Consider the following 16,203-nt stretch of genomic DNA (forward strand, 5'->3'; position numbering starts at 1 on the left):
AGTTCTGCAAAGACTCTGGTAATTTCGTATGTAGGTATGGAAAGCCAAGAGGTCGCTGTTCAACCTGTTTTGAAAGTGGTTTTAAGCTCTGGTTCTCAGAATATTGATGAAGTAGTTGTGACTGCTATCGGTATTAAGCGTTCTGAAAAATCGTTGGGTTATGCTGTGTCTAGTGTTGGAGGAGAGGAACTGACTAAAGCTCGCGAAGGAAATGTTGTAAATGCATTATCAGGTAAAGTTGCCGGTGTTCGTATTGGACAAGCTTCCGGTACTGCTGGTGGTGGTTCTAAAATTCAAATCCGTGGTGCTTCTTCTATTGGAGGTAATTCTTCTCCGTTATTTGTTGTTGATGGGTTGCCTATTGATAATGGAGCTTATAATGCAGATGGAATTACAGGTAATGTGGATGCTGGAAACCGTGCGAGTGATATTAGTTCTGATGATGTTGAATCGATCAACGTATTAAAAGGTGCTGCTGCTACTGCTTTATATGGAGCACGTGCAAAGAATGGAGCTATCGTTATTACAACTAAGAAAGGTAGTAAGAATACAAAAACATTTATCACAGTCAATTCTTCAACTCGTTTTGACAAAGTGTCTAAACTCCCTGATTTTCAGAATGAATATGCCCAGGGTACTTATGGGGAATATAGTGTGAAGAATCTGAATGGTTGGGGACCCAATATTGCAGCCGCAGCCGCTGCTGGAACTCAATATACAAACTATAAAGGTGAAAAAGTAACCTTACAAGCTTATCCCGATAATGTGAAAGACTTTTACAATACAGGTATGAGTTACTTGAATAACGTTTCTGTTGCAGGTGGTGGAGAAAAAACGGATTTCCGTACCAGCTTTTCTTCTGTTAATCAGAAAGGTATCATTCCGGGATCAGATTACAATAAATATACGTTTGCTGTGAATGCCGGTATGGAATTTAATCCTAAATTCTCGGCACGTGTGTCTGCTCAATATGTTCGTAGTGATTCTGAAGGTCGTGCGGCTCAAGGTTCAAATGACCCGAACTTATTGGTTCCGTTGGTGAATGGTCTTCCCAGAACAATTGATATTCATGATATTAAGAATAACTGGGTAAATGAGTATGGTAAACAAATTCCATTAGACCCTGATGGAAAGAGTAATAATCCTTATTGGATTATCAATAAAAATAAATATACCAATACTTTGGATCGTGTTATTGGTAATATTATTTTAACATGGAAACCGATTGAAGGTTTGACTATCTCCAATAATGCAGGTACCGACTTTTACAATGAATCTCGTCGTAAAGTGTATGCTAAAGGAACAATCGGAGAAAATGAAGGTAAATTCCAAACCTGGGAGTTGAATAACCGCATTGTAAATAATGATTTGATGGCTACATATGAAAGGACATTCGATGATTTTGGAATCAAAGCTATTGTAGGGCACAATGTAAACCAAATTGAATGGAAGAACAATAATACATTGGCTACAGGGCTGATCGTTGACGGTTTGTATACATTTACAAATGCAAAATCGACAAGTCCGAAAAATTATTATGAAATCAAACGTTTGATGGGTGTCTATTTTGACTTGGGTTTCAGTTATAAGAGTCTGTTGTATATGAACGTAACAGGTCGTAATGACTGGTCCTCTACATTACCTGTAAATAACCGTTCTTATTTCTACCCGTCAGTTAGTGCCAGCTTTATCTTCTCTGAATTGTTTGATGATGGCTTAAAAGATGTATTCAACTATGGTAAAGTACGTGTTAACTATGCAAATGTTGGTAGTGATGAAGACCCTTATCAGCTGGCATTTCAGTACAGTGCAGTGAATAGTTATTTCTTGCAATATAGCATTACGAATACATTGCCTCATAATGGATTAGTTGGTTTTACGGGACCACGCACATTGCCGTTGGCCAATTTGAAGCCTCAAAATCAATCTTCTTTTGAAATTGGTGCTGACGTACGTTTCTTTGACAATCGTCTTCGTCTGGATGCAACCTATTACCAGAATGTAACTACGGATCAGATTGTATCTATCGATGTTCCATTGTCTACCGGTTATTTTGCAAATAAAATCAATGCAGGTAAACTTACTAACAAAGGGGTTGAATTGACATTGGGAATCACTCCTGTCCAGACACGTGATTGGAAATGGGATCTGGATGTGAATTTTGCATCTAATAAGCAGGTCGTAAATGAACTAGCAGAAGGCTTAACTGAATATACACTAACTTCAGGGTGGAGCGGTTTGCAGGTAAAAGCTCAACCGGGTGAATCATTCGGTTTATATGGTACAGGTTGGAAGCGTGATGATCAGGGTAATTATGTTATTAATGATAAAACCGGTCTTCGTGAGACGGTGAACAATGTCCGTTTGGGAGATATTTATCCTAAATTCACGATGGGTATCAATAATAATATATCTTATAAAGGTTTCAATTTAGGTTTCCTGATTGATATTCGTCATGGTGGTAGCATCTATTCTGGAACAGTATCTTCTTTGCGTTCATCTGGTTTGGCTGCAGAAACAGGTGTTGATCGTGAAAACACTAATTTTATTGAACCGGGGGTAATCTTGAATGCGGATGGGACTACACGTCCGAACGATGTGCCTGTAAAAAGTATGCAAGATTATTGGAATCACGTATCTAAAACTCAAAATACAGAAGGTTGTGTATTTGATGCATCTTATGTAAAATTGAGAGAGTTGACATTCTCATATGCATTACCTAGACAATGGTTTACCAATTTCTTCATTAAATCACTGGATTTGGGTTTTGAAGGACGTAACTTGTGGTTAATCAAATCTCATGTGCCTCACATTGATCCGGAATCTAACTTCTTCGGTATTGGTGAAATTGGAGAAGGTGTTGAATTTAATAGTATCCCGGCAACTCGTAGCTTTGGGTTCAATATTAAATTAACATTATAATATAAAATATCTATTTAAAATTCAAACAGTAAATCAGATGAAAAGTTTATTCAAAAAATATACACTTCTAAGCCTGGTAGCTTGTACTGCTCTGACTGGTTGTAGCGATTGGTTAGACGTGAACGATAATCCCAACACTGCAGAGAAGGTAGAAGCTGGTTATTTATTTAATTATGTGGCAGTTTGTTGGTCTGGTAATCGTTTAGGTGGCGACTCATATATACCTATTTCGATGAGTATTCAATCCCAGGCAGATGGCGGCGACAACTATGGAGGTTGGGGCGAAGCATATTATGAAATTAGTCCTTATAGTACAGGTAATACCTGGAAGCATTATTATTCTGTAGGAGGTAATAATCTTCAATTGGCAATAGAACAGGCTAAGAATAGTTCACCAGAGAATGTTAACGCTGAAGCCCAGTGCGAAATTCTTTTGGCTGAACATGTTTATGAAGCATCTATGTTATGGGGAGATATACCATTTTCAGAAGCGTGGAAAACGGATATTAAGTATCCGAAGTTTGACGCCCAAGAAGATGTATTGAATGGGGCTATTAAAATATTAGATGAAGCAATTGCGAAAATTAATTTGGACGATAAAAATTGTATCGATGAATATGACCCTTATTACAAAGGTGATATGTCTAAATGGTATGCATTAGCACATTCATTAAAATTCAGAATCTTAATGACTATGGTTGATGCTGATCCCAGTAAAGCTGATGATATTAAAAAGCTGATGGAAGAAAGAAAGATGATATCTTCTTCTGAAGGCAATATGGAATTCCAGTATTCAGAAAATGCAGGAAATGAAAATCCTAAATATGGAATCATAGCTAAATATACTGGAGGTACAAACTTAATGTTCTATGCTCACAATAATACATTAAAACCAATGCAGAAATATAACGACTCTCGTATTCCTCGTTATTTTGATCCTGGTTTTGATGGTGAGTTTCGAGCATTGGATACAAGAGAAGAGGTTGTAGAAGATGCCGATAATAATGCTTTATCGTCAGCTATCAGTGCTTATTTATATAGAAAGGACTGTCCTGATTTGTTGTTCTCTTATCAAGAACAATTATTATTGGAGGCCGAAGTTTATGCAAGAGGTCTGGGTGTTGCAATGGATTTGACAAAGGCTAATGATTTATTCAGAGAAGGTGTGAAAACTGCTTGTAACTACTATAAGGCAGACGGAGCTGCTACAGAAACATTCTTGGGTAATTTACCGGATCTTTCCAAACTATCTCAGGACAAAGCTATTTACGAAATACATCTTCAACAGTGGATTGACTTGATGGATCGCCCATTAGAGTGTTTTGTTCAGTGGCGTCGTTCCGGGACTCATGGAAATGAAGTTCCCGCATTGACTGTTCCTAAAGAAGCTTCAGCGAAGGAACTCCTCCGTCGTTGGGATTATTCTCCGGATGAATTGAGTGGCAATCCAAATGCACCTAAAGAATCTCCGAAATTGTGGGATGCGATGTGGTTTGATAAATAACAAATGTTGTTATAACTTCAAGAAAAGCTGTTTCATTTTAAGTGAAACAGCTTTTTTTATTGGGTATCGAATCTATATAATGTGTGGTGTTAAAGAATAAGATGTCCTTTGTCTTCTTTAAAGGGGATATCGTTAAACGCTACACTTTTTATTTTTTCTTTCAATCATCAAAAAAAATAGATTCTTTGTGTTTCACTTTCTGAACAGATTGAGTAAAAAAGGCTTTTTTGTATCCATTTTGGAAAGCTACTTCTTGTTTTTTGTTTTTTATGATTAGTAAGTCTCTTTTATCTTTGTAGGCTCGTAGTAGAAATGAGTTTTCCGAATCGATTGTTTTTTAAGGCTGGATCGGGGTAGGATTTCGTCTTTTCGGAACTTAGGTAAATAAGTAATAACAAATTTTTAATTTGTCTTAGACATAAGAAAGAACTAATTATTGTTCCTTCGTGTTTCATTCAGAAAATAAATTATATATCATGGAAAAAGTAATTTATAACTTAGTGTTTAACCGTAAGAAGCAGTTAAACTCAGAGGGTAAAGCTTTGGTTCAGGTGGAGGCCTACTTGAACAAGCAGAAGAAGTATTTTTCGACAAAGGTTTATGTGAAGCCTTTTCAGTGGGATGCAAAGAGAAAAGCAGTAAAGAATCATCCTAATATGGAGTCTTTAAACCAGTATCTGACTAATTTTATTGCAGAATTAGAACAGCTGGAGCTTGAAATTGTGCATAGTGGCAAGGAATTTTCGTTGAATGATCTGAAAGAGAAACCTGAGGCAGGTCAGACTTCTTTTTCTCTGTTTATGAAAAATGAGATAACTCAGAGTAATCTGAAATTGTCAACATTGAAGAATCATTTTTCGACATTGCAGGTTCTGTCTTCTTTTAAAACAGATGTGAGTTTTAATGATTTGAGTTTTAATTTCCTTTGTGATTTTGAGCATTATATGTTGGTGAATAAATATCACCGGAATACGATAGCCAAACATATGAAGCATTTAAAACGTTATATAAACCTGGCTATCAACAAGGATCTGTTCGATTTGCACCGTTATCCTTTCCGTAAATACAAGATAAAGTATATGGAAAGCAAAAGAACTCATCTGACTCCGGAAGAACTGGGACAATTGGAAAGTTTAAACCTGAAAGGTCGCCGGACGTTGCAACGGACGTTGGATATGTTCCTGTTCAGCTGTTATACCGGACTTCGTTTTTCGGATATTGTCAGTATTACGAGGGAGAATTTTCTTATTATCGATGATAAGGTTTGGTTGATCTATTCATCAGTCAAAACAGATGTCAATGTTCGCTTGCCTCTGTTTTTGCTGTTTGACGGGAAATCTCTTCCTATTTATGAGCGTTATAAAAATAATCCGTGGACTTTGTTTGATATGCCGGCTTCCTCCAATTCAAACGTGAACAAGCAATTACGCCGAATTTGTAAGATGGCGGATATAGATAAGAAAGTTTCATTTCACACAGCACGACATACGAATGCTACATTATTATTATATAATGGTGCAAATATTACGACTGTGCAGAAACTTTTGGGGCACAAAAGTGTGCGTACGACGGAGATATACAGTAATATTATGGACATGACTGTCGTTCGTGATCTTTCGAGTTTGTCAAGTATTAAATGATATTGGGTAACGGCATTAGGGAACGTAGAGGAAATCAGAAGAATTTCCTGTGTTCTCTAATGTTTGTTTGACAAAATGTTATACTTACAATGGTGTTACTTCGGTATTAAGGCTGTATTGTTGTCTTTTTGTTATAAAAATCTGTTTTCTAACATTCGCTTGAATGAAAATTTTTACGCGGGTTATACTTTGAAAAGTAAATAAAATATACGACTTTTGTCTGCATGATGAATCAACCTTTAGCAGAAAGATTACGTCCGAAAACACTGGATGATTATATCGGACAGAAGCACCTTGTAGGGCAAGGAGCCGTGTTAAGGAAAATGATAGATGCAGGCCGTGTCCCTTCTTTTATTCTGTGGGGACCGCCGGGTGTGGGTAAGACTACACTGGCACAGATCATTTCCAATAAACTGGAGGCACCTTTTTATACATTGAGTGCTATCAGTTCGGGAGTGAAGGATGTGCGTGATGTGATTGAAAAGGCAAAAAGTAATCGCTTTTTCAATACGGTATCTCCTATTTTGTTTATTGATGAAATACATCGTTTTAGTAAATCCCAACAGGATTCTTTGCTGAATGCTGTAGAAACGGGGGTAGTTACATTGATCGGAGCGACAACGGAAAATCCATCTTTTGAAGTGATCCGTCCGTTATTATCGAGGTGTCAGGTCTATGTGCTCAAATCGTTGGATAAAAGTGATTTGCTTACATTGTTAAATCATGCGATCAAGGAGGATATCGTATTAAAGGAGAAGGATATTGTCCTGACAGAGACGGACGCCATGCTTCGTTATTCAGGTGGGGATGCCCGGAAATTACTGAATATACTGGAGCTGGTTATATCGGCAGAAGAAACGGATAAGATCGAGATAACGGATCAGAAAGTGGTAGACCGTTTACAGGAGAATCCGGCGGCATACGATAAAGGTGGAGAGATGCATTATGATATTATTTCTGCTTTTATCAAATCGATCAGGGGAAGCGACCCCGATGGGGCTATTTATTGGTTGGCACGTATGGTGGCAGGAGGGGAGGACCCTGAGTTTATAGCCCGGCGGTTGGTGATCTCGGCATCGGAAGATATAGGGTTGGCTAATCCGAATGCATTATTACTGGCAAATGCCTGTTTCGATGCCTTGAAGAAGATCGGTTGGCCCGAAGGACGGATCATCCTGGCTGAAACGACCATTTATCTGGCCAGTAGTCCTAAGAGTAATTCAGCCTATATGGCGATAAATGATGCATTGGCATTGGTTGAACGCACCGGGAATCTTCCTGTTCCGCTTCATTTGCGGAACGCTCCGACAGCTTTGATGAAGGAGTTGGATTATGGTAAAGAGTATAAATATGCACATGATTATAAGAACAACTTTGTAGAACAGGAATATTTGCCTAAAGAAGTGCTGAACCAGCGCTTTTGGAAAGGACAGAGTAACCCGGCTGAACAGAAACTGATCGAACAAATGAAGAAATTGTGGGGAGATCGGTTTTAGTAATTGACAATTCATAATTGAAACTAGAAAATTAACGGTATAAAAGACGGTGAGAATGATAAATATGTACCTTTTTGCTAATAATTTTCGGGTTTTGATTTTCAAATTTCAATTTAATTCGTACATTAGCCGCCTGTTTTCGAAAAACACGTTACTTAAATAATATATAACATTAAAAAGAAATTGATATGAAGAAGCACAATTTTTCTGCAGGACCTTCTATTCTGAGCGAATACACGATTAAGAATGCAGCAGCAGCTGTTGAGAATTTCGCAGGTACAGGGTTATCAATTCTTGAAGTATCTCATAGAAGTAAAGAATTTGTTGCAGTAAACGACGAGGCCAGAGCTTTGATCAAAGAGTTACTAGATGTGCCGGCTGGTTACGAAGTTGTATTTCTGGGTGGTGGTGCCAGCATGCAGTTTTGTATGGTTCCTTTTAACTTGTTGAACAAAAAAGCTTCTTATCTGGATACGGGGACATGGGCCTCTAATGCGATCAAGGAAGCTAAGTTATTCGGAGAAGTTGACGTTGTCGCTTCTTCAAAGGAAGCTAACTACACCTATATTCCTAAAGGTTATACGGTTGCAGAAGATTCGGACTATTTCCACTTTACATCTAATAATACGATCTATGGTACGGAAATGCGTTATGATCCCGATTTGAATGTACGTCTGGTTTCTGACATGTCTTCTGATATTTTCTCTCGTCCGATCGATATCTCTAAATATGATGTGATTTATGCCGGTGCACAGAAAAATCTGGCGCCAGCAGGTGTAACTCTGGCTATTGTGCGTACAGAAGCTTTAGGCCATGTAGACCGTGCTATTCCTACAATGCTGAATTACAATACGCACATCAAAAAAGATTCTATGTTCAACACTCCTCCTGTATTTCCGATCTTTGCAGCATTGCAAACATTGAAATGGTATAAAGAGTTGGGTGGTGTTGCTGTTATTGAAAAGATGAATCTTGAAAAAGCGGCTATCTTGTATGATGAGATCGACCGTAATAGATTGTTCAAAGGTACAGCTGCTGTAGAAGACCGTTCTATTATGAATGTTTGTTTCGTTATGAATGACGAATACAAAGAGCTGGAAGATGAATTCAACAAGTTCGCATCTGCTGCCGGTATGGTGGGCATCAAAGGACACCGTTCTGTCGGTGGTTTCCGTGCTTCTCTTTATAACGCTATGCCGAAGAGCAGTGTAGAAGCTTTGGTTGCAACAATGAAAGAATTTGAAAAACTACATTGATCCTATGACAAAAGTATTAGTTGCTACAGATAAACCTTTCGCTGCGATAGCAGTGAAAGGTATTCGTGAAGTGGTTGAAGGTGCTGGTTATGAATTGGCTCTTCTGGAAAAATACACGGATAAAAGTCAATTGCTGGATGCTGTTAAAGATGCAAATGCGGTGATCATCCGTAGTGATATCATCGATGCTCCGGTATTGGATGCAGCCAAAGATTTAAAGATCGTAGTTCGTGCCGGTGCCGGTTACGACAATGTGGATCTGGCTGCTGCGACAGCTCATAATGTATGTGTGATGAATACGCCGGGGCAGAACTCCAACGCTGTGGCTGAATTAGTTTTCGGTATGCTTGTATATGCTGTCCGGAACTTCTATAACGGGACATCCGGAACAGAGCTGATGGGAAAGAAACTAGGTATTCTGGCTTATGGTAATGTCGGCCGTAATGTGGCACGTATCGCTAAAGGCTTCGGTATGGATGTATATGCTTACGACGCATTCTGTCCGGCTGAAGTGATTGAAAAAGACGGTGTAAAAGCAGTTGCTTCTACTGCCGATCTGTTTAAGACTTGCCAGATTGTATCTCTTCATATTCCGGCAACAGCCGAAACAAAAGGTTCTATCAATTTTGAATTGATGAATTCGATGCCTAAAGGTGCTATCGTTGTGAATACAGCCCGTAAGGAAGTGATCGACGAGGCCGGTTTGACAAAGATGATGGAAGAACGTCCTGATTTTAAATATATCACGGATATCAAGCCGGCTATCGATGCCGATCTGGCTGCCAAATATCCGGACCGTTATTTCGGAACACCGAAGAAGATGGGGGCCCAGACTGCTGAGGCTAATATCAATGCCGGTATTGCTGCTGCAAAACAGATCGTTGATTTCCTGCAGAACGGTAACGAGAAATTCAGAGTCAATAAATAAAGTTGACAGATGACAGTTGACAGTTGACAGATGGGCTTCGCGTTCCTATCATCCCCAACTGTCAACTGTCAACTGTCAATTGTCAACTGTTAAAACTATGGCAAAAATAAAACCATTCAAAGGTATCCGTCCACCGAAGGATTTAATAAAAGATGTAGCTTCACGTCCTTATGATGTGCTTAACTCTGAAGAAGCGCGTGAAGAAGCAAAAGGTAACGAAAAATCATTATATCATATAATCAAACCGGAGATTGATTTTCCGCAGGGAACAGATGAACATGATCCGGCTGTCTATGAAAAGGCGGCAGAGAATTTTCAGAAATTCCAGGATAAAGGTTGGTTAGTCCAGGATCAGCAGGAACAATATTATGTTTATGCCCAGACGATGAACGGACGTACGCAGTACGGATTGGTTGTCTGTGCGTATGTCGATGATTATCTGAAAGGTAATATTAAAAAACATGAGTTGACCCGTCGTGATAAGGAAGAAGACCGTATGAAACATGTACGTGTCAATAATGCCAATATTGAGCCGGTATTTTTTGCCTACCCTGATAATGCGGAACTGGATATTATTGTTAAGAAGTATACGGCAAAAACTCCGGAATATGATTTCGTTGCAGAGTTGGATGGTTTCGGACATACATTCTGGATTATTGATGATAAGAATGATATTGCCCGTATCACGGAACTTTTCGAAGCAATGCCTTCCTTGTATATTGCAGACGGACATCACCGTTCGGCAGCAGCTGCTTTGGTGGGTGCGGAAAAGGCTAAGCAAAATCCGAATCACCGTGGAGATGAGGAATATAACTATTTTATGGCTGTATGTTTCCCGGCAAATCAGTTGACTATTATCGATTACAACCGTGTGGTCAAAGATTTGAATGGATTGACGGAAGAAGAGTTCCTGAATAAACTAAAAGCTAACTTCATTGTAGAAGAGAAAGGTACGGAAATATATAAACCGACGGCTTTGCATAATTTTTCGCTTTATCTGGGTGGTAAATGGTATTCGTTGACTGCTAAACCCGGTACTTACGATGATAACGATCCGATCGGCGTATTGGATGTTACTATTTCTTCAAATCTGATCTTGGACGAAGTTTTAGGTATTAAAGACCTGCGCTCGGACAAACGTATAGACTTTGTTGGAGGTATCCGTGGATTGGGAGAATTGAAACGCCGTGTAGACAGTGGTGAAATGAAAGTGGCATTGGCCCTATATCCTGTAACTATGAAACAGTTGATGGATATAGCCGATACCGGAAATATCATGCCTCCTAAGACAACCTGGTTCGAACCGAAATTACGTTCGGGGCTGGTTATTCATAAACTGGTGTAAAAGCGGTTTGTCTGTAAAATAAATAAGAAAGCGAGTCTGTTTGTTATAAACACACTCGCTTTTATTATTTCTTGACTCTTTCAGAAACTTTGGCTCCCGTACTGGTGGAAATTCCCTGTAGCTCTACATATTCGACACTTAAAGGACTACCGGATTTGGTTTGTACATAGAGAGATTCCAGTATGGCCGGTTGATTGTCGATCGTTGTCATACAGACATATTTTGAATCCTGCTTGCAGATCTTTAGTTTTTTACCAGAATAGGCTGTCAGTGTCACTTCACTGAAATCGTCTCCTTCCGAAACCAGTTTGTATCCGTATGCCATCTTTCGTTGGAAATAACTTAAACCGTTGGTTTCTCCCGGCCGTTCTTCCCGGTTGACCCAGTAGACGTTGAGGGGAGTTTTAGTGTTCAGCTTGCCGTTTTCCAGATTCACATCGTAGCAGACCAGGTTTTTGTTGGTACTCCGGGCTATATGGAAAAGCCTTTCGCTTGTCGGATAGGTGTTCTCTTCCGGGTTACCTGCATATGAGGTCGCAATAAGGGTAAAAAACAGAATCGTAACGATTGATATTACCCTTTTTCCTGTATGACTGATTCTATTGCTATTTTTCATCTTTTATATTTGAGTGGCCAGATAAGTCATATATTCTTTGACACCTTTCTTATCGTCCGGTTCAGGACTCCATGATGCCATGTTTTCAGGATGTAGAGGGGCAAAAGGTCCCGGTTTCACCTCGTAGACAACTGTATCCGGTTCCAGGACCAGCAGGCAATGCCAGATACCGGGTTTGATTTCCGCACCATACGAACCGGCCAACGGGTCGAGTAGAACTTTTTCCGTAATATTCCCTTGGTCGTCGAAAATGAATACGACTGCTTTTCCGCGAAGTAGCAGGAATATCTCGTCTTTGTCGGGATTCAGGTGACGGTGCGGACGGATATAAGTGTCTGGTTCCATTGCATTCAACAAACGATTGACCGGATCGTCCAACCGTTCGTGGAAGTTGTAATTCATACGGAGACGAGGCGATTGCTTTGCCTGTTCAGAAGTCTTGTCAAGTAGTTGTTTATCGATTATTTTCATGTTATGCAACAATTGTTTGTGGGACGAATGTACAAAATAAATTTTGTCTGTTATGCCGATAATCCGTACTTTTGTACGAAACCCTGAAAATCGGCTGCTTCATGAAACCCGTTATATACCGTCTTTGTCTGTTGATATTTATTCTGTCCCTAACAATTTCCTGTAGGCGGGGAGGGGAGGAAAAAGAATTTGTTGTGGGTGTTTCCCATAGCTCTATTAACGATAGCTGGCGGAAAGCGATGATGCTGGATATGCAGGTGAAGGCTTCAGACTATCCGGGGATGACTCTTGATGTGAAGGACGCCGATGAAGATAATGATACTCAGATCAAACAAATCCGTGAGTTGATAAAAAAGCGGGTCGATCTTATTATTATTTCCGCCAATGAATCGGAACCTATAACAACGGCTGCTGTCGAAGCCTACCGGGCTGGAATCCCGACCATTATAATAGACCGGAAAATCTATTCGGAGGAATATACCACGTTCATTGGGGCGGATAATTACGAAATCGGTCGTGCTGCCGGGTTGTTTGTCAATTCCTTGCTGAAGAAAGAGAAGACGACGATTGTCGAAGTATGGGGGCGCGAAGGTTCTTCTTCTGCCCTCGACCGCCATAATGGATTTAGCGATGCTCTTATTCATAATAACAATGTAACTGTGAAAACCGTATATGGTCGCTGGCACAGGGATGAAGCAAAGGTTAATATTGCAGCATTGGGATCTTTCGAGAATATAGATATCGTGTATGCGCATAATGATCCGATGGCACTGGCTGCCCGGGAGGCGATTATGGAAGTCGATCCGCAAGCTGCGGAAAGGATCAAGTTTATCGGTATAGATGCTTTACCCGGTAAGGGGAAAGGAATTGAAGCGGTTCGCGACGGTTATCTGACCGCTTCATTTGTTTATCCCACAGGGGGGAGTACCGCTATAAAGGTAGCCTGGCAGATCCTGAACAGAATGCCTGTCTCCAAACATTATGCATTGACATCGGCCCTGATCGATAAGGATAATGCCGGAACCATCTATCTGCAGACCGAACAATTGGCTGATTATCAGGATCAGATCGAGAAACAGCGCAATAATCTGGATAAGATGTTTTCGGAATATCGTTTCCTTCAAAATTCGGTCGGTCTGATCTTGTTGTTGCTGGGAATAGTGATCTTGCTGGCTCTCTATGTGATACATATCTTTCGTAAAGTACAGAGAAAGAACCACGAGCTGAAACGAACGAACATACAGGTTGAACAGCAGCGGGAAGAACTGGCTGTAGCGAATCGCAAGATCGAACAAGCTACAACACGAAAGTTACAGTTTTTTACCAATGTCTCCCATGAGATCAAAACACCGCTGACGCTGATACTCGGTCCGCTGAATAAGCTATCTAAAGAACTGCCTCCCGATTCGCCGATCGCAGATGACATACATCTGATAAAAAAGAATGCCGACCGCCTGAAACGGGTTGTCAGCCAGTTGCTCGATTTCCGTAAGGTCGAGAGTAATAAAATGAATATGCGGGTAACGGAAATAGACCTGGTTGTTTTTATAGAGGATGTCAAGTCTTATTTTGAGACGATGGCGCAAAGTAAGCAGATACAATATACTTTTCAGCACGATGTATCGTCTGTACGCCTTTGGGTAGATACGGATAAAATGGAAAAGATTCTGGCCAACCTGCTGTCGAATGCCTTTAAGTTTACGCCTGATGGCGGAACTATTACGATCCGTTTACAGGATCATGCCGGGTATGTGACACTTTCGGTAGAAGATAACGGGAAAGGGATCCAGCCTCAGAACCTCTCTGCTGTTTTCGATCAGTTCTTTACCGGCGATAACCTTACCGGAACGGGTATCGGACTGCATCTGACCCATGAGTTTGTGAGTATGCACAAAGGCAGTATTCATGTGGAAAGCGAACCTGGAAAACGTACTGTCTTTTTTGTCGAGTTACCCAAAGGAAAATCTCATTTTGATGAAACCTGCACGTTTGCCCCTTCCGTCACCGAGCTGTCGAGCGGGGTAGCTAATCTGGATACCCGCGAGATGGACGAGATTGTGAACCGGACATATGATTATACGATCCTGGTTGTTGAAGACGATCCGGATATCAATGCTTACCTACAGAAAGAACTGAAATCGAATTTCCGTATTCTGACGGCTGTAAATGGAGTCGTAGCTATCGATATTCTGGCAAAGGAAAATATATCTCTGGTCATAAGTGATGTGATGATGCCCGAAATGAATGGTTATGAACTGTGTAAACAGATTAAATCGAATATCGCATTCAGTCATATCCCGGTTATATTGCTGACTGCCTTGTCTGATGATAAGCAGCGGATGTACGGTATTGCCAGCGGTGCCGACGAATTTATCCAGAAACCTTTCAATATCGAAGAACTGAAACTTCGTATCGTCCGCCTGTTGGAAGAGCGTGCCCGGTTGAGGAATGCCTTTACGCAGGAACTTCAGTCGCCTGCCATTTCCAACCTGAAGATAGGTAAAACGGAAAGTATGGATGATTTATTTATGCGTAAGTTTATAGCTTTAATCGAAGAATCTTATCCTGATTCTGATTTCAGTATAGAGAAAGCGAGTGATATGCTGGGACTGTCACGTGTGCACCTTTACAGGAAAGTAAAGGAACTGACCGGTGTCACGCCAACCGACTTTCTCCGTAACTATCGTTTGAAACGTGCGGCAGCCTTATTGAGGGAGAAAGGCCGCAATGTGAATGAAGTAGCTTATGCTACCGGTTTTAGTTCTCCTCCTTATTTTTCCAAATGTTTTAAAGCGGCCTATAACATTACACCTACCGAATACCAGGAAAAGGAATAACAATTGTTACATACGTGTAACGTGAGTATAATCTCTCTGTAGATAACTCTTTTATGTAACGAGGATTATTCTTTTTGTAGCATGTGTTATCGTTTGTCTCCATTGTATCCCCTAGTTTTGCATCATCGAAAACTAAGGGAAAAGAAAATCTTATATTATAAAGAATTAATAGACCATGGAACAAATGAAGCAACAAAACAAAAGACCGGTAGTAGTCGGTATAGGTGAACTTTTATGGGATTTACTTCCCACCGGTAAAACAGCAGGTGGTGCACCTATTAATTTTGTTTACCATGCATCCCGTCTGGGAGCAGAGGGATATGCTGTCAGTGCCATTGGTGATGATGAGGATGGAGTAGATATCTTGAAAGAACTGGATAAAAACTCTATTCAATACCTGATCGAAAAAGTCCCTTATCCTACAGGAACAGTCAAAGTCGAACTGAAGGAAGATGGGATACCGGAATATACGATTACAGAACGTGTTGCCTGGGATCATATGTCGCCCACATCGGATGCAGTCGATCTGGCAGAGCGGGCGGATGCCATTTGTTTCGGAGCATTGGCACAACGTTCGACACAGTCGCGTGAAACTATTCAGGCCATCCTGTCATTTGCTCCGGATACAGCCTATCGTTTGTTCGATATAAATCTGCGTCAGCATTATTATAATAAAGGATTGATAGAAGAATCGTTATATCTCTCCAATGTCTTGAAGATGAATAGCGATGAGATGAATCAGTTGAAAGAACTATTCGGACTGAACGGGACAGAAGATGAAATAGCAGCCTGGTTTATGGAGAAATATAACCTGAAAATGGTTGTTCTTACCGCAGGAGCTTCTTACAGTACGGTTTATACTCCGGATGAAGTTTCAACATTACCTATACCGGAAGTAGAGGTAGTCGATACGGTAGGTGCAGGAGATGCATTTTCAGCCGCTTTGATCATGTCGTTGCTCAATGGCGGTACATTGAAAGACGCCCACAGATATGCTGTGAAGATTGCGGCCTTCGTATGTTCCAGCAAAGGAGCATGGCCGGCTTACGAATAAGAAAGATAATTCATGTATGTATAGGTTTTTATAGTTTAAGGCAAAAAGATGGTTAGTTTTTAGGTTTTTAGTTTAGGTTGGTGAAAGCCCGGAATATCCGGGCTTTTTTATATTTACAGGTAACAAAAGAAAAG

Annotated in this window: 11 protein-coding genes; 9 read left to right on the forward strand and 2 right to left on the reverse strand. The window is 40.3% G+C overall.

Annotation, left to right across the window (positions count from 1 at the left end; all coding sequences use genetic code 11):
* The 7 genes from DWX23_RS22130 to DWX23_RS22160 form a co-directional block, all read left to right on the forward strand.
* On the forward strand, positions 1-2,922 hold a 2,922-nt coding region (locus DWX23_RS22130), incomplete at its 5' end, for a SusC/RagA family TonB-linked outer membrane protein (RefSeq protein WP_233587743.1).
* A gap of 37 nt (positions 2,923-2,959) precedes the next feature.
* Positions 2,960-4,426 carry a SusD/RagB family nutrient-binding outer membrane lipoprotein gene (locus tag DWX23_RS22135; protein WP_122376098.1) on the forward strand — a complete coding sequence of 489 codons (1,467 nt, stop codon included), beginning with the start codon at positions 2,960-2,962 and terminating at the stop codon, positions 4,424-4,426.
* A 476-nt stretch (positions 4,427-4,902) separates the two neighbouring features.
* Positions 4,903-6,066 carry a site-specific integrase gene (locus tag DWX23_RS22140; RefSeq protein ID WP_122357032.1) on the forward strand — a complete coding sequence of 388 codons (1,164 nt, stop codon included), beginning with the start codon at positions 4,903-4,905 and terminating at the stop codon, positions 6,064-6,066.
* 224 nt (positions 6,067-6,290) lie between these two features.
* On the forward strand, positions 6,291-7,562 hold the full coding sequence (locus DWX23_RS22145) for a replication-associated recombination protein A (RefSeq protein ID WP_199664176.1): 1,272 nt from the start codon (positions 6,291-6,293) through the stop codon (positions 7,560-7,562).
* 188 nt (positions 7,563-7,750) lie between these two features.
* Positions 7,751-8,818 carry a 3-phosphoserine/phosphohydroxythreonine transaminase gene (gene serC, locus DWX23_RS22150; RefSeq protein WP_122376099.1) on the forward strand — a complete coding sequence of 356 codons (1,068 nt, stop codon included), beginning with the start codon at positions 7,751-7,753 and terminating at the stop codon, positions 8,816-8,818.
* 4 nt (positions 8,819-8,822) lie between these two features.
* Positions 8,823-9,746: an NAD(P)-dependent oxidoreductase gene (locus DWX23_RS22155; RefSeq protein ID WP_122376152.1), complete on the forward strand. Its 924-nt coding sequence runs from the start codon at positions 8,823-8,825 to the stop codon at positions 9,744-9,746.
* Between the two features lie 97 nt (positions 9,747-9,843).
* Entirely contained in the window at positions 9,844-11,091 is a 1,248-nt protein-coding gene (locus DWX23_RS22160) for a DUF1015 domain-containing protein (RefSeq protein ID WP_122376100.1), read from the forward strand.
* 64 nt (positions 11,092-11,155) lie between these two features.
* Here the strand turns inward: DWX23_RS22160 and DWX23_RS22165 are convergent, their stop codons facing one another.
* Complete coding sequence (locus tag DWX23_RS22165; RefSeq protein ID WP_122357026.1) at positions 11,156-11,707, reverse strand: DUF4833 domain-containing protein; 552 nt, start codon at positions 11,705-11,707, stop codon at positions 11,156-11,158.
* Between the two features lie 3 nt (positions 11,708-11,710).
* Positions 11,711-12,178, reverse strand: a complete 468-nt coding sequence (locus tag DWX23_RS22170) for a WbuC family cupin fold metalloprotein (RefSeq protein WP_122357024.1) — start codon at positions 12,176-12,178, stop codon at positions 11,711-11,713.
* Between the two features lie 101 nt (positions 12,179-12,279).
* Between DWX23_RS22170 and DWX23_RS22175 the strand changes: the two genes are divergently transcribed.
* Positions 12,280-15,015, forward strand: coding sequence for a substrate-binding domain-containing protein (locus DWX23_RS22175; protein WP_122376153.1), 2,736 nt, complete (start codon positions 12,280-12,282; stop codon positions 15,013-15,015).
* Between the two features lie 175 nt (positions 15,016-15,190).
* Positions 15,191-16,069 (forward strand): carbohydrate kinase, encoded by an 879-nt coding sequence (locus DWX23_RS22180; RefSeq protein ID WP_122376101.1) that lies wholly within the window; start codon positions 15,191-15,193, stop codon positions 16,067-16,069.
* Positions 16,070-16,203: the final 134 nt, after the last annotated feature.

This window comes from Parabacteroides sp. AF18-52 (assembly GCF_003479145.1).
In the GTDB taxonomy this organism is placed as follows: Bacteria; Bacteroidota; Bacteroidia; order Bacteroidales; family Tannerellaceae; genus Parabacteroides; species Parabacteroides faecis.